This window comes from Paraburkholderia sp. GAS42, assembly GCF_050436565.1.
Taxonomy (GTDB): domain Bacteria; phylum Pseudomonadota; class Gammaproteobacteria; order Burkholderiales; family Burkholderiaceae; genus Paraburkholderia.
The window spans coordinates 211,230-229,906 of the sequence record NZ_JBNDML010000008.1; the positions used below are offsets into that span (position 1 = coordinate 211,230).

The following is an 18,677-nucleotide window of genomic DNA, read 5'->3' on the forward strand; positions in this document are numbered from 1 at the left end:
TGTACCCCAGAGCGCAAACTGCGGCCAGAACGCACTTTCAGGGCGTGGCGAAATGGAAGCACATGTGTGCAGTGGGGTCATCGCATCGGTGACACACGGCTTTTGATATGGTATGGCCTGCTTTCACCTGAAAAAGACAATGATCCTGCGTTTTTGCACGACAGCACGCACGACGGCGCGCATGACGGCGGTGAGCCGATGAGCACCGGTGCCGTTGCGGTCCGGCGTTCACCCGATACCTTCGCCATCCTGCTGATGGTCGCGCTGTGCGCGATCTGGGGCATGCAGCAGGTCGCCATCAAGAGCGCGAATGTTGCACTTGCACCGGTCTTTCAGGCGGGACTGCGCTCGGCGATTGCCGCGGTGCTCGTGTGCGGCTGGGCGCGCATGCGCGGCACGCCGCTCTTTCGCGACGACGGCACGCTCAGCGCTGGACTGCTGGCAGGCATGCTGTTCGCCGGTGAGTTCGTCTGCATCTTCCTCGGCTTGACGCTGACGAGCGCGTCGCGCATGGCTGTGTTTCTGTACACGGCACCGTGCTTTACGGCGCTCGGACTGCACTGGTTCGCCGACGGCGAACGCATGCGGCGCATCCAGTGGATCGGCATCATCACCGCATTTGCCGGCATGGCGCTCGCGTTTGCGGACGGTTTCGCGCGCGGCGGACCGGCGAATCATGCGTCGATGCTGGCGGGCGTGGCGGGCGATGCGTTAGGCGTGACTGGCGGCATCGTGTGGGCCGCAACGACGGTCGTTGTACGCGCAACAAAACTCGCGCATACGAGCGCGAGCAAAACGCTGTTCTATCAGCTGGCGGTATCGGCGGTGGTGTTGCTCGCGCTGTCCGTGCCGCTCGGGCAGGTGCATGTGGAAACGGTCACGCCGCTCGTGGTCGCGAGTCTCGCCTATCAGGCCGTGGTGGTCGCGTTCGTCAGCTATCTGATCTGGTTCTGGCTGCTGACGCGCTATATGGCGTCGCAACTTTCCGTATTTTCGTTTCTGACGCCGCTCTTCGGCGTGACGTTCGGCGTGCTTCTGCTCGGCGAATCGTTCAGCCTGCGGTTTCTGATGGCGGCCGCGCTGGTGCTCGTCGGCATCGCGCTGGTGAATGCGCCAGCACGCCGGCGCGTCGCGTAATACCCGACACGGACGATCAAACAGATTCCACGCCGCCCGACTGGCGTGACGGCGACGCCGACACCGTCTGCGCAACGCGCACGTACTCTTCGACCGGCACATCTTCCGCGCGGCGCTGCAGATCGAAGCCGAGCGCGTCGAAATCGATTACATCGCGATACGCGGAGAGCGTATTTCGCAGCATCTTGCGGCGCTGCGAAAACGCGGCGGTGACCACTTCGCCAAGCGTGCGCACGTCGACATCCGGCAGTTCGTGCGGCGCGCAGGGAATCATCCGCACGATCGCCGAATTCACCTTCGGCGGCGGCTGGAACGACTCGGGCGGTACATCGAGCAGCTTGTCGATCACGTAGCGATACTGCAGCATCACGGAGAGCCGTCCGAACGCCTTGCTGCCCGGCTCCGCGACCATCCGCTCGACTACCTCATCCTGCAGCATGAAATGCTGGTCGATCACAATCGGTGCGAACGTCGTCAGGTGAAACAGCAGCGGACTCGAAATGTTGTACGGCAGATTGCCGACGATCCGCAGCGACGGTGTGTCGCCCGGCGCGGCCAGCGAACCGAAGTCGAACGCGAGCGCATCGCCCGCGTGCAGTTCGAGCAGATCGCCGAACTGCTTCGTGAGACGCGCGATCAGATCGCGATCCAGTTCGACCGCGTGCAACGGCGCCTCGGGCGTCGAAAGGCGCTCGATCAGCGGACCGGTGAGCGCGCCGAGGCCAGGCCCGATCTCGACCATGCGTTCGCCGCGTTTCGGCGCGATCACGTCGACGATCGAGTCGATCACAGCCATGTCGACCAGAAAATTCTGTCCGAACCGCTTGCGGGCGAAATGGCCCTGATGCTGTCTGCTGCCTGGGCTGTTGGACATCGGAAAAACAGTAGAAAAGAGGTCAGGCCGCGCGACGATGGCGCGCCATCGAAACGGCGGTATCGATAGCGGCGATCAGGCTGCCCGCGTCCGCGCGGCCGGTGCCGGCGAGATCGAGCGCGGTGCCATGATCGACAGAAGTACGGATGATCGGCAGGCCGAGCGTGATGTTGATGCCTTCGCCGAAGGTCGCATATTTCAGGACCGGCAGGCCCTGATCGTGGAACATCGCGAGGACGCAATCGGCATCTTTCAGATAGCGCGGCTGGAACAGCGTGTCGGCCGGATAGGGGCCGCGTGCATCGATGCCCTTGCTGTTCGCGAGCGTCAAGGCAGGCGCGATCACATCGATTTCCTCGCGGCCCAGATAACCGTTTTCACCGGCATGCGGGTTGAGGCCGGTGACGAGAATACGCGGTGCAGGAATGCCGAAGTGATGACGCAGATCGTGATCGATGATGCGAAGCGTATCGACGATACCGTCGACTGTCAGCGCCGCCGACACGTCCTTCAGCGGCAGATGCGTGGTGGCCAGCGCGACGCGCAGCGGCCGCGGGCCGGTGCCCGCAAGCATCATGACGACGCGTGGCGTCTGCGTGCGCTCAGCCAGATATTCGGTATGGCCGGTGAAGGGAACGCCGGCGTCGTTGATCGTGCTCTTTTGCAGCGGCGCGGTGACGATCGCGTCGAAGGTGTGCGCAACCGCGCCGTCGATCGCGAGGTCGAGCAGTGTCAGCACGTAACGCCCATTCGCGGCGTCGAGCTTTCCGGCCTTCGACGGCACGCCAAGCGGCACGTGCTGCATGCGGACGCGTCCGCCCGCCCGCTCACCAGAAAGCGCAGCCCAGTCGACGCCCACTACTTTCGCCCGCTGCGCCAGCAGGTCCGCATCGCCCAGGACGGTGAACTGCGCGTCGGGCCAGTGCGCTGCCGCAGCCGCGAGCGCCTGCGCTGTCAGTTCCGGACCGACGCCGGCGGGTTCGCCGGTCGTGATGGCAATCTGCAGCGGGACGCCTTTCGGCTGGGCGGAGGGGCTCATGGCGATTATTGAAGGCTCGGCTGATCGATCTTGTAATCGATGTACGCGGTGTCGCGCAGTTCACGCAGCCAGTCGGCATAGGCCTGCTCGGCCTTGCGCTGGCCGATTGCCTGACGCGCCAGATCCATCTGCTGCGAAACTGACCCTTCTGCTTCGCGACGGCCCAGCACCTGGATCAGGTGATAGCCGTATTCGCTGCGCACCGGATCGCTGATCTGACCGTCCTGCAGCGAGTTCATCGCGCGTTCGAATTCCGGCACCGTTTCGCCCGGGCTGATCCAGCCGAGATCGCCGCCCTGCGACGACGAGCCGTCCTGCGAATACGTGCGCGCGAACTTGTCGAAATCGCCCTGGCCCGACTGGATTTCACGCTTGATCTCAAGCAGTTTCTGGCGCGCGGCCGGCTCCGACATGCCGTCGCCGATACGCAGCAGGATGTGGCGCACATGTGTCTGCGTGAGCTTCGACGCATCGGCGGAAGCCGCGCCCTGGCCGCTGCGACGCTCGACGAGACGCACGATTTCGAAGCCGTCGGCCGTGTGGATCACCGACGGGTTCACCTCGCCCGGACGCAGCGTCGACGCTGCCGTGACGAACTCAGGCGGCAACTTCGATTGCGACAGGAAGCCCATGTCGCCACCCTTTGCCGCATCGGGTGCCTGCGAATTCGCCTTCGCGAGCTTTCCGAAATTCGCGCCGCCCGTTGCTTCCTGCAGGAGTGCCTGTGCGCGTTGTTGCGCGGCCTCGATTTCGGTCTGCGGCGCGTTTTGCGCGGCCTTCAACAGAATGTGTTCGAAGTGCAGATCGCTCGTCTGGCCGGGGTTCGGTCCGCGCTGGCTGGCGATGTAATTCGCGACTTCGCCGTCGGACACGATGACCTTGCTGTCCACTTCCTTCTCACGCAGCTTCGACAGCGTCAGTTCGGTACGCGCGTCGTTCGTGAATACCGGCCAGGGCACGCCCTGTGCCTCGATCCGCGCATGGTAGACGTCGAGCGTCATGCCGTTCGACTGCGCGAGACGCTCCAGTGTGCGCTGCACAGTGGCGTCGTCGACGACGATGCCATCTTCCTTCGCGCGTTGCAGCTGGATGCGTTCGAGCACCATCTGGTTCAGCACCTGCGCCCGCAGCTGGTCGGCCGGCGGTATCGGCGCGTTCTGCTGTGTAAGACGCCGTGAGATCAGGCCGACGCGCTGATCGAGTTCGCGTTTTGTGATGACCCCGTTGTTCACCACGGCAGCGATCGTGTCGACCGTCTGGCCGTTGCTGTTGCCGAGAGCCTGTGCCTGTACGGACGAAACCGGCAGAAAGGACGCCGCGGCGGCGATTCCCGCTGCGAGCGTTGCGAGGCGAAGCTTTTTCATGATTGCCACAGATACTCCAGTGATGTCGGGCGCGCCCCGCCCGCTTTTTCGCATTTTATAAATGATCGGGCGACGGTCATTCGTAGTTCGTGAAACGCGCCTGAGGCGGCGTACTCGTCGGCAGCGGCGTGTAACCCGGCACGCTGTTGCGGAACGCCGAGACCAGCCCGTTGTCGACGTTCGACAGCCCCTTCAATGTCAGCTGCGCGAGGAACTTCGTACTCGTCGTGTGTTGCCCCGCTGTATTCAGACCGTTCGCATAGCGCTGGATACCCATGCCGAGCGTCCAGCAGTCGGCATCGTATTGCAGGCCGAGCAGGCCGTCGACCAGTCGATGCCCAACCACGTCGTAGTTCACCCGCGCGACGCTGTAAACACGATGCGTCAGCGGCCATTGCCCCGAGACCAGCACCTGGTTGATCGGCTGGTTGTCGAGCGTGGTGTTCGCGCGCGTGTAGCGGTACGCGACGTTGATCACCTTGCCCGATTCCGGACTGAAACCGAAACCGACGCTGGTTTTGGTCAGCTGATTGTTGTCGGCATTATATTGGAAGGCAGTTTCCGACGCGAAACCGGCCCCGAGCTTCAGCGACGCGCCCGCGATCAGGTCCGAATGCGTTGCCTGCGCGGTCGACTGTCCAGGTTGCAGCGTGACACGCTGGTCCTGGAAGTAATACTGCTGCGCGATCACGAAACGCGCGCGTTCGTCGCCGGTGGCCGGATTGATGAAGCGCGTCGTGAGTGCTGCCGTGATCCGGTTCGCATCGGCGATCCGGTCGCCACCGACGAACGTGTTCGGCGTGAAGATTTCCGCGAGACCGAAGTCGGAATCGGCGGTATCGAAGAGCGGCGCGAAGTTCTGGTTCTTATACGGCGTGTAGACGTAGTACAGCCGCGGTTCCAGCGTCTGGATGTAATCCTGGCCAAAGAGCCGCACCGAACGGTCGAAGATCAGCCCGGTATCGAAACTGAAGGTCGGGATCGATTCGGTGAAATTCTTCGGCTGCCCTGCTGGCGCTGTGCTCGCAATATTGTTGAGATCGTACGACGCGAAGTGCAACTGCACCTTCGGCGTGACGAAGTAGCCGGGCCCGACCACCGAATACGACAGGTACGGGTTGAACATCACCCGTTGACCTTCGGTCGTATTGTCCTGCGCGATCTTGAAGCGCGTGTAGTCCGCTTCCGCGCCGAAGTCGAAGCCGTCGACGTTGTACTTCGTGTACTTCACGTTCAACTGCGGCTCGCGTGAGTACGGCGGCGTCGAAGGCTCGAGCGTCTGCCAGTGCTGCTCGCGTGCGAGCACGGACCACGGGCCGTTGTTGTACGTCAACCCGGCTTCCTGCTGGTACAGCAGCTGCGTGCCGTTCAGGAACTGGCTGGTCGACGACGAAAGGTCTTCGGGATAGGTATTATCCGAAACCTTGTTGTAGTAGATGTAACCGCCGAACCCGTTGCCGAAGTTCTGGTTGTGCTGCAGGTAGATCGCGTAGCGGTCGGTCTTCGTGATCGCGTCGTGCGGCAGGAATTCGCCGGTGATCGTGCCGGAATAGGTCGGCGACAGGTAGCGGAACGTCGCCTGGGTCTGCACGCCGCGCTTCGAGATAATCCGCGGCGTCAGCGTCAGGTCGCGATCCGGCGCGATGTTGAAGTAATACGGAACCGACAGCTCGTAACCGTTGTTCGAACTGAGGGATGCGACCGGCGGCAGAAAACCGCTGCGCCGCTCGCCCGACAGCGGGAACGACAGCCACGGGCTCGCGAAGATCGGCACGCCCTGGAAAAACAGCACGCCGTTATGCGCGACGCCTTCATCCGCGCCGGTGTCGAAATTGAATTCGGTGCCCTTGATGTACCACGCAGGGTCCGTCTCGCACTGGCACGCCGTGTAGGTGCCGTGCGTGAACACGGAGCGCTCGTTGTCGAGCATGTCGACGCGTTCGGCGCTGCCCGAGCCGCCCGTGATGTTGAAGCGGTACTTCGGCACGGGCATGTAGCCTTCGCTCGCCTCGACGCGCATGTGCGCCTCGGGGCCGGCGAACGAAATGCCATTGTTGATGACGTGCACCGAGCCGTAAGCGTCGGCTATATCGGTGTCTTCGTCGTAGTGCAGTGCGTCGGCCTTGATGACCGACGTGTAGCGACGCACTTCGGCCGAGCCTTTCGCGGCCATGTCCTGGCCGCCCGTGCCTGTGGTGGTGTCGCCGAGCACGAACGTGGCGGGACGCTGGCCGCTCGCGACCGGGTGCTCTTCGAGTTGCGGGGCCAGCCGCAGGCCCCAGGGCGCGTCGACAGGCTGCGCCTGCGCAGCGTCGCCGACCAGCTGGGCGTGCGTCAGCGCGGGCATCAGGCCCGGCACGGCGATCAACGCCGCGACGAGCCGCCTTTTGCGCGGTACGCCGTCACAAGAAGGTGTCGTTTGGAAAAGCTGTCTGGGCGGCATGTATCGTTTGGCGAATCGACCCGCCGCCAGCCTACGCAGTCACCGTCCGCCGCCAGCGCAATCGGGCCATGTCAGCCAGAGTGCAGACAAATAAGCACAATCTGTCGATCGATAACGCGGGCGGTCAAACGGGATGGGCGAAAGCTGGCGCGAGTCGCGTCAAAAAAGTCGTGGGGTATTATATGGCAAGACGTTGCCCCTCAGAATTTGCCTCCGGTTTTCATGACCCTCTCCACGCCTTCAGCCGCTTCCGCCGCCCCCCGAACCCCTGACGATCGTCTGGATCTGCTCACCGCCTGGCTTCGCCCCCACGCCGACCGTTACGGCCTCGAACTGGCCACGCTGGCGCCGGCTTCGTCGGATGCGAGCTTCCGGCGCTATTTCCGGCTGGCCGCCAGCGGCGGGCACGGCGCGTCGCTGATTGCGGTCGATGCGCCGCCGCCCGAAAAGTGCCGCGAGTTCGCGCAGGTCGCGCAGTTGCTGGAGAAAGCGGGCGTCCACGTGCCGCGCGTGCTGGAGGTCGATTTCGACGCGGGCTTCATGCTCGTCACCGATCTGGGCACGGCGACGTATCTGCGGGCGCTGACTGACGCCCGGAGCGAAGAGAAAGCCGAAGGCGCCGCCGGTCACACGCCGCGCACCCTGATGCGCGACGCGCTCGACGCGCTGATCCGCTGGCAGCTCGCCTCGCAGGAAGACGTGCTGCCGCCGTTCGACGAAGCGTTCCTGCGCCGCGAAATGGAGTTGATGCCCGAATGGTTCATCGAGCGCCATCTCAATCAGACCGTCGGTGAAAAAACCCGCGGCGTGCTCGACCGCACCTTTGCGCTGCTGGTGGCGAGCGCGCGGGCTCAACCGCAGGTGTTCATGCTGCGCGATTTCATGCCGCGCAACCTGATGATCGCGAATCCGAACCCCGGCGTGCTCGATTTCCAGGATGCCGTGTACGGGCCGATCACGTACGACGTCGCGTCCTTGCTGCGCGACGCCTTTCTCAGCTGGGACGAGGAGTTCGAACTCGACTGCTTCGTGTACTACTGGGAACGTGCGAAAAAGGCGGGCCTGCCGGTCGATCCTGATTTTGGCGAATTCTTCCGGCAGCTGGAATGGATGGGACTGCAACGGCACATCAAGGTGCTCGGCCTCTTCTGTCGCATCCACTATCGTGACGGCAAGCCGCATTACATGGCCGACCTGCCGCGCTTCATCGGCTATGCGCGCAAGGTGTCGGAACGCTACCGCCCGCTCGCGCCGTTCGCAAAGCTGCTCGACGAACTCGAAGGCCGCGCCGTCGATACCGGCTACACGTTCTGAATGCATCCACCGAAGACCAATCTGTGACTTCCCTGACGAAAGCGATGATTTTTGCCGCGGGACGCGGCGAGCGGATGCGTCCGTTAACCGATTCGCGGCCGAAGCCGCTGCTCGAAACCGGCGGCAAGGCATTGATCGTATGGCAGATCGAACGGCTCGCGCAGGCGGGTTTTGAAACCATCGTCATCAATCACGCATGGCTCGGCCAGCAGATCGAAGACGCGCTCGGCGACGGCTCACGATGGAACGTCGCGCTGCGCTATTCGCCCGAAGGTGACCCGCTGGAGACGGCGGGCGGCATCGCGCAGGCGCTGCCTTTACTCGAAGACGCAGCGAAGCCGGAGCTTTTCGTCGCCGTGAGTGGCGACGTGTATGCGGATTTCGACTACGGCACGTTGAACGCGCACGCAACGCGTCTTGCCGGGTTGCCCGAACCCGGCATGCATCTGGTGATGGTGCCGAATCCGCCGTTTCATCCGTCGGGGGATTTCGGGCTTGTCGATGGCGTGCTGTCGCTCGACGCGCTGCCGCGCTTCACGTTCGGCAACATCGGCCTGTACGACACGCGCATGTTCAGCGATCTGGCGCCCGGTACGCGGCGCGCGCTGACGCCCTACTATCGCGAAGCGATCGCGCGTGGCCGTGCGAGCGGCGAACTGTACGAAGGGTTGTGGGAGAACGTCGGCACGCCGGCGCAGTTGCGGGCGCTCGATCAGCGGATTGCTGCGAGCCGCTAGTTGCTAACGCCCCGCGCAACAGGGCCGCGGCAAGCCGGAACCCGCCATTGCCACGTCGCCGGACCGATGTCAGTCAATCCACAGCAATCGCGAGCCCGGGCCGATCGCTGCGCCCTTCATTTGCCGATGTGACCCGCTTCGACCACCGGCTCGACCGCTTCCTCAGCGTGCTCCGCACGCTGCTGCTGCAACGCCCACATCTGCGCGAAGAGACCCTCCGCGCGCACCAGGTCCTCATGCGTGCCGCGTTCGACGATCCGTCCGCGATCCATCACGATGATCTGCTGCGCGTGCACCACCGTCGACAACCGGTGCGCGATGATGAGCGTCGTCCGCTCGCGGGCGATCTGGTCGAGTTCGTGCTGGATCGCGCGTTCGGAACGCGAATCGAGCGCTGACGTCGCCTCGTCGAAGATCAGGATCGGCGGATTTTTCAGGATCGTGCGCGCAATCGCGACGCGCTGCTTCTCGCCGCCCGACAACTTCAGTCCGCGCTCACCCACCGGGGTCTCGTAACCCTTCGGCAGTCCTTCGATGAAGTCGTGAATATGCGCCGCACGCGCCGCCGCAATGACTTCGTCGCGGGTCGCCGTCGGGCGGCCGTAGGCGATGTTGTAGTAGATCGTGTCGTTGAAGAGCACGGTGTCCTGCGGCACGATCCCAATCGACGCGCGCAGCGAATCCTGCGTCACGTCGCGGATATCCTGACCATCGATCGTGATCGCGCCGCCTGTCGCGCGGTCGAGATCGTAGAAGCGGAACAGCAGGCGCGCGAGCGTCGATTTACCCGAACCGCTGTGTCCGACAACGGCCGTCGTCGTGCCCGCCGGAATCGTGAAACTCACGTCATGCAGGATCTGCCGCGCGGGTTCGTACGAAAAATTCACGTGATCGAGCCGCACTTCGGCACCGCGTACGGCGAGCGCCGACGCATTCTCTACGTCAGGCACTTCCTGCGCCGCACCAAGCAGCGTGAACATGCGGTCCATATCGGTGAGGCTCTGCTTCAGCTCGCGATACACCACGCCGAGAAAATTCAGCGGAATGTACAGCTGCAGCATGAACGTGTTGATCAGCACGAGATCGCCGAGCGTCAGCTTTCCGGCCATGACGCCCTGCGTCGCGCGCCACAGGATGAACACGAGCCCCGTGCCGATAATCGCCTGCTGCCCGAAATTCAGCGCCGACAGCGAGTTTTGCGACTTGATCGCCGCCGTGCGATAGCGCTTCAGGTTTTCGTCGTAACGCTTCGCTTCCCACTCTTCGTTGCCGAAATACTTGACGGTCTCGTAGTTGAGCAGCGAATCGATCGCCCGCGAATTGGCGCGTGAATCGAGATCGTTCATCGTGCGGCGAAAGTGCGTGCGCCACTCGGTTACCTTCACCGTGAACGTGATGTACGCAGCGAGCGCGATAAACGTGACGATCGCGTAATACGCCTCGTACTTCACGACAAAAAAACCGAGCACGAGGCCGACTTCGACGAGCGTCGGCAGGATGCTGTAGAGCGAATAGGAAATCAGTTGCGTGATGCCGCGCGTGCCGCGTTCGATATCGCGCGACATGCCGCCCGTCTGCCGGTCCAGATGAAAGCGCAGCGATAGCGCGTGCAGATGCCGGAACACCTTCAGCGCGAGTTGCCGCACCGCGCTTTCGGTCACCTTCGAAAACAGGATCTCGCGCAGTTCGGTGAACAGCGACGTCGAGAGTCGAACGACGGCATACGCGACCACCAGCAGCCCGACGCCGCCGAGCAGCACGATGCCCGGCGCGTTATCCGCACGACCGAGCGCCGTCAGTTGCTGCACTGAAGCCAGACTGTCGACGATCCGCTTCATCACAACCGGCACACCGAGGTTCGCGACCTTCGCGCCGATCAGGCAGCTGAGCGCGAAAATCACGCGCCATTTGTAGGTCGCGAGATACGGCAGCAGCGAAAGGATCGTCTGCCAGTCGTTGCGAGGCTGGGTCGAGATCGGTGAAGGCTCGGACGAGGCGGAATAACGGCGCATGAAGGTCGGCTGTGGGAATGGGGAGTGTCGGATGTATCGGAGCGCGCCTGCCTGCAAGCTTCGGGTTTGCGCGCTTTCCCGTACAATTCCTGATCTTTCCTATTGTCGCAGAAGCCGGCTGGCGCCGCTTTCGCCGCTCTCGTCGTGCTGGCCCGACCGCGGTCATGTCGATGGCGTAGAAACCGCGTCCGTACGCGAAGCCAACCCGACGCGAAGCCAACCCGTTTCCATGGATGTCACGATGACCGAAAACCTCCCGCTCCCGCAAAAAGCACCGGCACTGCGCGTGATGCCGCAGCCTTCGGATGCGAACATCCACGGCGACGTATTCGGGGGCTGGATCATGGCGCAGGTCGACATCGCCGGTTCGATTCCCGCAAGCCGCCGCGCGAACGGCCGTGTCGCGACGATCGCCGTGAATTCGTTCCTTTTCAAGCAGCCGGTGTTCGTCGGCGATCTGTTGAGCTTTTACGCGGATATCGTGAAGACCGGCAATACGTCGGTGACGGTGTCGGTCGAGGTGTACGCGCAGCGCATGAGCCTCACCGAAAAGGTCGTGAAGGTCACCGAAGCGACGCTCACCTACGTCGCAACCGACAGCGACCGCCGTCCGCGCGCGCTGCCTGCGCTGGATTGAACGTTTTCAGCTGGTCAGACGTACGGGCACATCAGCCCGCATCATGGAGAGGAAGGCCGCTGCAACGCGGCCTTTACGCCCTTTTCACTTTTCACGCCTCGACCGGCAAGACCGCCGCGCCGTGCCTCAACAACGCCGGAATCGCCTCGTGCGGCATCGGCTTCGCGAAATAGAACCCCTGCATTTCGTCGCACGCGCGCTCCCGCAGGAAGTCGAGCTGCGCCGAGGTCTCCACGCCTTCCGCCAGCACCTGCAAATCCAGCGAATGCGCGAGCGCGATGATCGCTGACGTGATCGTTTCATCGTCGCTCGATGCGCCGATATCTGACACGAACGAGCGATCGATCTTCAGACGATCGACCGGGAAGCGCTTCAGATAGCTCAGGCTCGAATAGCCCGTGCCGAAGTCGTCGATGGCGAGACCAATACCGAGCGCGTGCAGTTCGTTGAGCATCGTCACGGCTTGTTCGGCATTGCGCATGATCGTGCTTTCGGTGAGTTCGAGTTCCAGATACTGCGGCTCGAGGCCCGTCTGCGCCAGCACCTGTTTGACGAGCACGGCGATGTCGCGCTGCTCGAACTGCCGCGCCGACAGGTTCACCGATACGCGCGCCGGCGGCAATCCCTCGTCCTGCCACGCCTTGTTCTGCCGGCACGCTTCGTACAGCACCCATTCCGACAGCGGACCGATGAGCCCGCTTTCTTCGGCCACCGGAATGAACGACGTCGGCGACACCAGCCCGACTTCCGGATCGCGCCAGCGTACGAGCGCTTCCATGCCGACGATCCGTCCGCTGACGATATCCACCTGCGGCTGGTAGTGCAGCAGGAACTCCCTGTCGCGCAGTGCGCGGCGCAGGCGCCGTTCGAGATTCATCCGCGCGCTCGCGCTCGCGTTCATCTCCGGCTGGAAAAACTGGAACGTGTTGCGGCCCATGTCCTTCGCGCGATACATCGCGAGGTCGGCCTTTTTCATCAGCGTTTCGGCGTCGTGTCCGTCCTGCGGGAAGAGGCTCGCGCCCATGCTGCAGCCTACGTACAGTTCGGTACCGTCGAGCCAGACCGGCTCGGAGATCGACGCGCGCACGCGCTCCATCCACGCGATCAGCGACTGTTCGTCGACGGTATCGGTCATCACGATCACGAACTCGTCGCCGCCGTGACGCGCGACCGTATCGCTCGCCCGCGCGCAGCGCGCGAGCCGTTCCGCGACCACGCCAAGCAGCCGGTCGCCGACACTGTGTCCAAGGCTGTCGTTGACGTTCTTGAAGCCGTCGAGGTCGATGAACACCACGGCCACGCCCTGCTCGCGACGCTGCGCGGCAATCAGCGCGTGCTGCAGACGGTCGCGCAGCAGGTTACGGTTCGGCAGGCGCGTGAGGCTATCGTAATTCGCCTGATATTCGAGCTGTTCCTGATAGCGGATCAAATCGGTCACGTCGTTGATGATGCCGATGTGATGGGTCGTCTGCCCGTCGGCGTTCGGCACCGGCGCGATGAAGAGCTGGTTCCAGAACAGCGCGCCGTCCTTCCGGTAGTTGCGCAGCACCGCGCTGACCTCGCGATTCTCCAGGAGCCCCTGACGGATCGCAGCGATGCCTTCCTGATCGCGGTCGTCGCGTTGCAGCAGACGGCAATCCTGACCCAGCACCTCCGACGGATCGTAGCCGGTAATACGCTTGAACGCGGGATTCACATACTCGATCAGATTGCCGGTTTCCGCCGGACCGGTGATCAGGATCGCGTTGACGCTCGCGTCGAGCGCGCGGCTTTGCAGACGCAACGCGAGGTCGGAACGTTTGCGCTCCGTGATATCCGTGTAGGAACCGAGCACGCCGATCACGCTGCCGTCGCTGTCGGTGAATGGCAACTTGCTCGTGACCGTCGTGCGGTGCACGCCGTCGAGCAGCAGGTCGAACTCGAAGTTCATCTTCGGCACGCCCGATTCGATCGCCTCCTGGTCGTCCTTGCGCATGCGCGGAGCGAATTCGCGCCACGGCATATCAAAGTCCGTCTTGCCGACCACCTGCTCGGGATACGCGAGCCCGGCGTCGCGCGCGAAGGCCATATTGCAACCGAGGTAGCGCGATTCGCGGTCCTTCCAGAAGATGCGCTGCGGAATGTTGTCGATGACGGTTTCCAGCATCTGGTTCGAACGCTGCGCCTCGGCCTCGGCGTTGATCTGTTCGGTGACGTCGTCGGCGAGCACGAAGAGTGCCGGATGGCCGGAGAAATTGAGCGCGTGATACGAAATGTCCGCGCTGATCAACGAACCGTCCTTGCGACGGTGATGCCAGACGCCCGCCATCGTCCGGCCGCCACGCGGCACGACATCGCTGCGCTGCAGATGCGATTCCAGTCGCGCGACTTCCGTGACCGGACGGATCGCGCGGATCGTCATCGCCAGAAACTCGGCTTCGGAATAGCCATACTGCTGCACGGCCGCGCCGTTGACGGCAAGAAAACGCAACGTCTCGCGATCGAAGATGTACATCGGCACGGGGTGCGCGTCGAACAGCCCACGAAAGCGTTCGTCATTGCTGCGCAGCGCGCGCACGACGCGGATCTTTTCGCGCGCAGCCGATTCGCGCGCGCCGAACGTGTAGATCAGGAGACCGCCGCCTGCGAGCGTCGTGACCAGCAGGAACAGCATCGCCACCTGGTTGGCCTTCATCGATTCGTTGAGCGCGGCTTCGAGGGCCCGGTCCTCCTCCTGACGCATGCCTGTCAGGCCCGATTCGAAGACATCGAGCTGGACGTCGAGACGCGTGTACTCCGACGCGGCCCACGCCCGCGACGTATCCAGCCCCCGTTGCGCGGAGCGCGCGAGCGCCGTGTCCACACCGCGCTGCAACGCACGCGCCGTCGGAATCAGCCGGTCGAGGCCGGCCGTCATGAGCGGCTCACCGCTGAACTGGGCGCGTAACGACGTCTCCAGCCTGCTGAGTTCGGTGGCCCGCCGCGTGGCTGCATCGAGCGGCTCGATGACGCCGGACGCCTCGAAGCGGCCGAGCGCACCCATCCCGCCTTCAAGCGTTTCCCGCCAGGCGTCGAGGTCCTGCTTGACGCTCATCGAGCGTAACGTCCGCGCGTCCGCGGCACGCTGACCGCAGATCTGCGTATACGCGACGAAAGCGTTCGCGCCGACGGCCGCGGCGGCGACTGCCAGATTAATCAGCAGCCGCTTCGAAAAAAAAGAGGTCATGGGTTCCGAACGTCGGGTCGTTCTGCGGGCGGGACGCCCGGGCTAGCCGGCTTTTCGTCGTTCAGTGCGGCAACACGAATGCGGGTCTTTTACGCGCTAACCTCTGGATAACGGCCGATTTCGGAGGAGATTGAGGGCGGAGAGAAAAATTTCTGTGCGGGCGGGTGATGAGCGGAGGCGAAGCGATGCTGCAGGGTAGAGACGGGCGTGCACCGTGTTCACGCTGGGCGAAGCAGCCATGACAGCCGGGCCGTCACAGCGGGGAAAAACGACCGCAGCGAAAATTTAGCTGAAATCGTGCCCGGAGGCCGCAATGCCGAATTCGGTCATTGCCGGCACGAAATCGTGGTTGCCTTCCGGCTTGCGCGACAGCTTGGCGAGCACGTAGCGCTGGAACGGGTCAAGCTTCGCCCACTGCTCGCGGGTCGGCGCGCGCAGCCGGGCGACGAGGGACTGATGCACCACGCCATCCGGCACGGCTTCGGTGTTGCGCCAGGCGGGCGCTTCGTCGGGCGTGAACCATTCCGGCTCGACATTTGCATGCGTACGCAGCATTTCGAAGAGCGCGTGATCGAAATTCGGTTCGATGGCAGCGTCTTCTTCGACCGGAAAGCGCGCCAGCAGCGCGCGGTCTTCGTGCGGCAGCATCTGCCACTGGGCGAGCGAGATGCGCAGGCCGAAGCGGTCGAGATTGAAGCGCACAGCCATCGGCATGAACGTGAGATTCTCCGATGAAGCGACTTCGAAGTTAAAGAGGAGCGGCGCTTCGTTGAGTCCCATGACAGTGTCCTCGTTGGTGGCGGGCAACGCGCGATGCCAGCTTGAGGTATTTTAGAACCTTATTCGCGGGTCGCGAGGCGTATCGGCAGCGCGCTGACGGCGCCATGCCCGCGCGGCAATTGAAGGAGTGGACGCTTGAACGAACTGGAAACCGCCGGCCAGCCCGGCGCCGTCGAGCAGACGGTGCGCCGGCATCGCGGCGAATCGGTCGAAACGCTCGCCGATCATGTCGGCCAGGAATGGCCGGTCGCGCTCGTCTTCAATGGCATTTCGCATGCGGTCATGATGTGCACGCCACGCGATCTGGAGGCATTTGCCGTCGGCTTCGCGATTTCCGAGGGCATTGTCGAGCGCAGCAGCGATATTCAGGACATCGAGGTGGCGTTCTTCGACGGCGAGATGCCGCACGCCGAAGTGCAGTTGACGGTCGTGCAGCAGGCGTTTGTCGCGCTGAAGGAGAAGCGCCGCGCGCTGGCGGGCCGCACAGGCTGCGGCGTCTGCGGGATCGAAAGTATCGATCTGCTCGATCTGCAGCCGGAATTGGTGCCGGATACCGGCTTTCTCTTGCGGCTCGCGCCTGACGCGATTGCCCACGCCGCACGCGAATTGCCCGCGCATCAGGCGCTGACGCGTCTGACGGGCGGGCTGCACGCCGCCGCATGGTGCGATGCGCAAGGCGCGATCCGCTATGCGTTCGAAGACGTCGGCCGTCACAACGCGCTCGACAAGCTGATCGGCCGGCTGGTGCTCGACCGGGTCGATACGAAAGAGGGCTTCGTGTTCCTGTCGAGCCGTGCGAGCTATGAACTGGTGCGCAAGGCGGCACGCGTCGGCATTCCGATGCTCGCGACGATTTCCGCGCCCTCTTCGCTGGCCATTGCGATTGCGAAAAAAGCGCAGCTTCGGCTGGTGAGCTTTTGCCGCGAATCGGGTTACGTCGATTACGGCACGCGATGACTGTGCGATGACAGGCGCTTCTGCAATCTTTGAATCTTGCAGCGCAGAACCCCCCTGTCTCCGCCGTTCACGCGGATCGGCGGCAATTGACGCCGATCCGCGCTGATCAGTCGAACTGCCGGAAATCCGGCTTGCGCTTTTCGAAGAACGCCTTGAACGCCTCGCGTGCTTCCGGCGCAAGCAGCATCTTGCCGAAGTGCACGGCTTCTTCGACGATCTGCGTCTGGATCTCGTGCTGTGCGGCGCGCTTCATCAGCGCTTTTGTCACCCGCAGCGACGAAGCCGGCAGCACAGCCAGTTTCTTCGCCTGAGCCCACGCAAACGCATCGACTTCCGCAGCCGGCAGCAGACGGTTCACGAAGCCCATGCGGTGTGCTTCTTTCGCGTCGAACGCTTCGCCGAGCAGCAGTTTTTCCGCCGCGCCCTGATAGCCCGCCACGCGTTGCAGCAGCAGTGACGAAGCCGCTTCCGGACACAGCCCAAGCTGCGTGAACGGCAGCGAGAACGAGGCGGAATCAGCTGCGTACACCAGATCGCAGTGCAGCAGCAGCGTCGTGCCGATCCCGACCGCCGGCCCCGCGACCGATGCCACCACAGGCTTTTCCGCCGAACTGATCGCGCGCAGGAACTGGAACACCGGCGAGTTTTCACCGCCTGATGGCGACTTCATAAAGTCTTCCAGATCGTTGCCCGCGCTGAAAATGCCCACGCTGCCGCGGATCAGGATTGCGCGCACTGAAGCGTCGCCATGCGCTTCGACGAGCGCATCGGCCATCGTCTGGTACATCGCGGCCGTAATCGCGTTTTTCCTGTCCGGCCGGTTGAAGGCAATCGTCAGCACGCCGTCTGCGCGCTCGACCAGAATATCCATCGCCATCTCCTCGTTTTCTCTTCGACTTCCTGAATGGAAAAAACGGTTCGCAAGCCTTGAGACCTGCGAACCGTTCGTCTTACATGCGCTGTGTGCGGCTCAAGCTTACAGACGCTCGATGATGCCAGCCGCGCCCATACCCGTGCCGACGCACATCGTCACCATGCCATACCTGAAGTTCCGGCGACGCAGCCCGTGCACCACCGTCGATGCGCGGATCGCGCCCGTCGCGCCGAGCGGGTGACCCAGCGCGATCGCGCCGCCAAGCGGATTGATCTTCGACGGATCGAGACCGAGGTCCTGGATCACCGCCAGCGATTGTGCAGCGAACGCTTCGTTCAGCTCGATCCAGTCCATGTCTTCGATCTTCAGACCGGCGGCCTTCAGCGCAGCAGGAATCGCCTCCTTCGGACCGATGCCCATGATTTCCGGCGGCACGCCGCGCACAGCGAAGCTGACGAAACGGGCGAGCGGCGTCAGGTTGAATTCCTTCAGCATCTTTTCCGACACGACGATCAGCGCGCCCGCGCCGTCCGACGTCTGCGAACTGTTGCCGGCCGTGACCGAGCCCTTGTTCGCGAACACCGCGCGCAGCTTCGCGAGACCTTCCATCGACGTGTCCGCACGTGGACCTTCGTCGAGCGCGATCTCGCGCGTCTTCACCTTCACCTCACCGGTGGCAAGATCGGGGAAGCGCTCGGTGATCGTGTAGGCGGCGATCTCGTCGTTGAACTCGCCGGCCTGCTGCGCGGCGATCGCGCGGCGGTGCGATTCGACCGAGAACTGGTCTTGCGCTTCGCGGCTGATCTTCCAGCGCTCGGCGACCTTCTCGGCCGTCAGACCCATGCCATAGGCGATGCCAAAGTCTTCGCTGCGATCGAAGATGTGCGGCGACATCGACGGCTTGTTGCCCATCATCGGCACCATGCTCATCGACTCGCAGCCGCCCGCGATCATCGCGTCCGATTCGCCGACGCGAATGCGGTCGGCCGCCATCGCCAACGCCGTCAGGCCCGACGCGCAGAAGCGGTTCACCGTCACGCCGCCCACCGAATTCGGCAGGCCGGCGAGCAGCGCGCCCATCCGCGCGACGTTGAGACCCTGCTCCGCTTCCGGAATCGCGCAGCCGACGATCGCGTCTTCGATCACCTTCGTGTCGAGGCCCGGCACCTGCGCCACGGCCGATCGGATCGCGTGCACCAGCAGTTCGTCCGGGCGCGTGTTCCTGAACATGCCGCGCGGCGCCTTGCCGATCGGCGTGCGGCTCGCGGCGACGATGTATGCGTCCTGCAATTGCTTTGCCATTT

General features: G+C 63.6%; 14 protein-coding genes. 5 read left to right on the forward strand and 9 right to left on the reverse strand.

The window, feature by feature from the left end:
• Positions 1-198: 198 nt before the first annotated feature.
• Positions 199-1,137, forward strand: coding sequence for a DMT family transporter (locus P3T16_RS14745; protein ID WP_429342829.1), 939 nt, complete (start codon positions 199-201; stop codon positions 1,135-1,137).
• A 16-nt stretch (positions 1,138-1,153) separates the two neighbouring features.
• Here P3T16_RS14745 and rsmA read toward each other — a convergent pair whose 3' ends face one another.
• The 4 genes from rsmA to P3T16_RS14765 form a co-directional block, all read right to left on the reverse strand.
• The gene (gene rsmA / locus P3T16_RS14750; RefSeq protein WP_429342830.1) at positions 1,154-2,011 is read right to left on the reverse strand and encodes a 16S rRNA (adenine(1518)-N(6)/adenine(1519)-N(6))-dimethyltransferase RsmA; all 858 of its coding nucleotides are present in this window, start codon (positions 2,009-2,011) and stop codon (positions 1,154-1,156) included.
• A 22-nt stretch (positions 2,012-2,033) separates the two neighbouring features.
• A complete protein-coding gene (gene pdxA / locus P3T16_RS14755) occupies positions 2,034-3,050 on the reverse strand; it encodes a 4-hydroxythreonine-4-phosphate dehydrogenase PdxA (RefSeq protein ID WP_429342831.1) in 1,017 nt (338 codons plus the stop codon).
• A gap of 5 nt (positions 3,051-3,055) precedes the next feature.
• Entirely contained in the window at positions 3,056-4,423 is a 1,368-nt protein-coding gene (locus tag P3T16_RS14760) for a peptidylprolyl isomerase (protein ID WP_429342832.1), read from the reverse strand.
• A 67-nt stretch (positions 4,424-4,490) separates the two neighbouring features.
• Positions 4,491-6,857, reverse strand: a complete 2,367-nt coding sequence (locus tag P3T16_RS14765; protein ID WP_429254758.1) for an LPS-assembly protein LptD — start codon at positions 6,855-6,857, stop codon at positions 4,491-4,493.
• Positions 6,858-7,079: 222 nt separating this feature from the next.
• Here P3T16_RS14765 and P3T16_RS14770 point away from each other — a divergent pair, with 222 nt between their 5' ends.
• Together P3T16_RS14770 and murU are read left to right on the forward strand one after the other, a co-directional pair.
• Positions 7,080-8,171: an aminoglycoside phosphotransferase family protein gene (locus tag P3T16_RS14770; RefSeq protein WP_429342833.1), complete on the forward strand. Its 1,092-nt coding sequence runs from the start codon at positions 7,080-7,082 to the stop codon at positions 8,169-8,171.
• Between the two features lie 44 nt (positions 8,172-8,215).
• Entirely contained in the window at positions 8,216-8,908 is a 693-nt protein-coding gene (gene murU / locus P3T16_RS14775) for an N-acetylmuramate alpha-1-phosphate uridylyltransferase MurU (protein ID WP_429342859.1), read from the forward strand.
• Between the two features lie 116 nt (positions 8,909-9,024).
• Here the strand turns inward: murU and P3T16_RS14780 are convergent, their stop codons facing one another.
• Positions 9,025-10,920 carry an ABCB family ABC transporter ATP-binding protein/permease gene (locus P3T16_RS14780; RefSeq protein WP_429254760.1) on the reverse strand — a complete coding sequence of 632 codons (1,896 nt, stop codon included), beginning with the start codon at positions 10,918-10,920 and terminating at the stop codon, positions 9,025-9,027.
• A 241-nt stretch (positions 10,921-11,161) separates the two neighbouring features.
• Between P3T16_RS14780 and P3T16_RS14785 the strand changes: the two genes are divergently transcribed.
• Positions 11,162-11,557 (forward strand): acyl-CoA thioesterase, encoded by a 396-nt coding sequence (locus P3T16_RS14785; RefSeq protein ID WP_429254761.1) that lies wholly within the window; start codon positions 11,162-11,164, stop codon positions 11,555-11,557.
• Between the two features lie 91 nt (positions 11,558-11,648).
• Here P3T16_RS14785 and P3T16_RS14790 read toward each other — a convergent pair whose 3' ends face one another.
• Both P3T16_RS14790 and P3T16_RS14795 read right to left on the reverse strand, forming a co-directional pair.
• Entirely contained in the window at positions 11,649-14,762 is a 3,114-nt protein-coding gene (locus P3T16_RS14790; RefSeq protein WP_429342834.1) for a sensor domain-containing protein, read from the reverse strand.
• Between the two features lie 285 nt (positions 14,763-15,047).
• Positions 15,048-15,542, reverse strand: coding sequence for a nitrate reductase associated protein (locus tag P3T16_RS14795; RefSeq protein WP_429342835.1), 495 nt, complete (start codon positions 15,540-15,542; stop codon positions 15,048-15,050).
• A 135-nt stretch (positions 15,543-15,677) separates the two neighbouring features.
• Here P3T16_RS14795 and fdhD point away from each other — a divergent pair, with 135 nt between their 5' ends.
• A complete protein-coding gene (gene fdhD, locus P3T16_RS14800; RefSeq protein WP_429342836.1) occupies positions 15,678-16,499 on the forward strand; it encodes a formate dehydrogenase accessory sulfurtransferase FdhD in 822 nt (273 codons plus the stop codon).
• A 106-nt stretch (positions 16,500-16,605) separates the two neighbouring features.
• Here the strand turns inward: fdhD and P3T16_RS14805 are convergent, their stop codons facing one another.
• Both P3T16_RS14805 and P3T16_RS14810 read right to left on the reverse strand, forming a co-directional pair.
• Complete coding sequence (locus tag P3T16_RS14805) at positions 16,606-17,376, reverse strand: enoyl-CoA hydratase (RefSeq protein WP_429254765.1); 771 nt, start codon at positions 17,374-17,376, stop codon at positions 16,606-16,608.
• 99 nt (positions 17,377-17,475) lie between these two features.
• Positions 17,476-18,675 carry an acetyl-CoA C-acyltransferase gene (locus P3T16_RS14810; RefSeq protein WP_429254766.1) on the reverse strand — a complete coding sequence of 400 codons (1,200 nt, stop codon included), beginning with the start codon at positions 18,673-18,675 and terminating at the stop codon, positions 17,476-17,478.
• Positions 18,676-18,677 lie beyond the last annotated feature (2 nt).

What these genes read in the sequence shown, in the direction of transcription:
- P3T16_RS14745 (WP_429342829.1), top strand. Translation starts at nt 199, where the DNA reads ATGAGCACCGGTGCCGTTGCGGTCCGGCGTTCACCCGATACCTTCGCC.
- rsmA (WP_429342830.1), bottom strand. Translation starts at nt 2,011, where the DNA reads ATGTCCAACAGCCCAGGCAGCAGACAGCATCAGGGCCATTTCGCCCGC.
- pdxA (WP_429342831.1), bottom strand. Translation starts at nt 3,050, where the DNA reads ATGAGCCCCTCCGCCCAGCCGAAAGGCGTCCCGCTGCAGATTGCCATC.
- P3T16_RS14765 (WP_429254758.1), bottom strand. Translation starts at nt 6,857, where the DNA reads ATGCCGCCCAGACAGCTTTTCCAAACGACACCTTCTTGTGACGGCGTA.
- P3T16_RS14770 (WP_429342833.1), top strand. Translation starts at nt 7,080, where the DNA reads ATGACCCTCTCCACGCCTTCAGCCGCTTCCGCCGCCCCCCGAACCCCT.
- murU (WP_429342859.1), top strand. Translation starts at nt 8,216, where the DNA reads ATGATTTTTGCCGCGGGACGCGGCGAGCGGATGCGTCCGTTAACCGAT.
- P3T16_RS14780 (WP_429254760.1), bottom strand. Translation starts at nt 10,920, where the DNA reads ATGCGCCGTTATTCCGCCTCGTCCGAGCCTTCACCGATCTCGACCCAG.
- P3T16_RS14785 (WP_429254761.1), top strand. Translation starts at nt 11,162, where the DNA reads ATGACCGAAAACCTCCCGCTCCCGCAAAAAGCACCGGCACTGCGCGTG.
- P3T16_RS14790 (WP_429342834.1), bottom strand. Translation starts at nt 14,762, where the DNA reads ATGACCTCTTTTTTTTCGAAGCGGCTGCTGATTAATCTGGCAGTCGCC.
- P3T16_RS14795 (WP_429342835.1), bottom strand. Translation starts at nt 15,542, where the DNA reads ATGGGACTCAACGAAGCGCCGCTCCTCTTTAACTTCGAAGTCGCTTCA.
- P3T16_RS14805 (WP_429254765.1), bottom strand. Translation starts at nt 17,376, where the DNA reads ATGGCGATGGATATTCTGGTCGAGCGCGCAGACGGCGTGCTGACGATT.
- P3T16_RS14810 (WP_429254766.1), bottom strand. Translation starts at nt 18,675, where the DNA reads ATGGCAAAGCAATTGCAGGACGCATACATCGTCGCCGCGAGCCGCACG.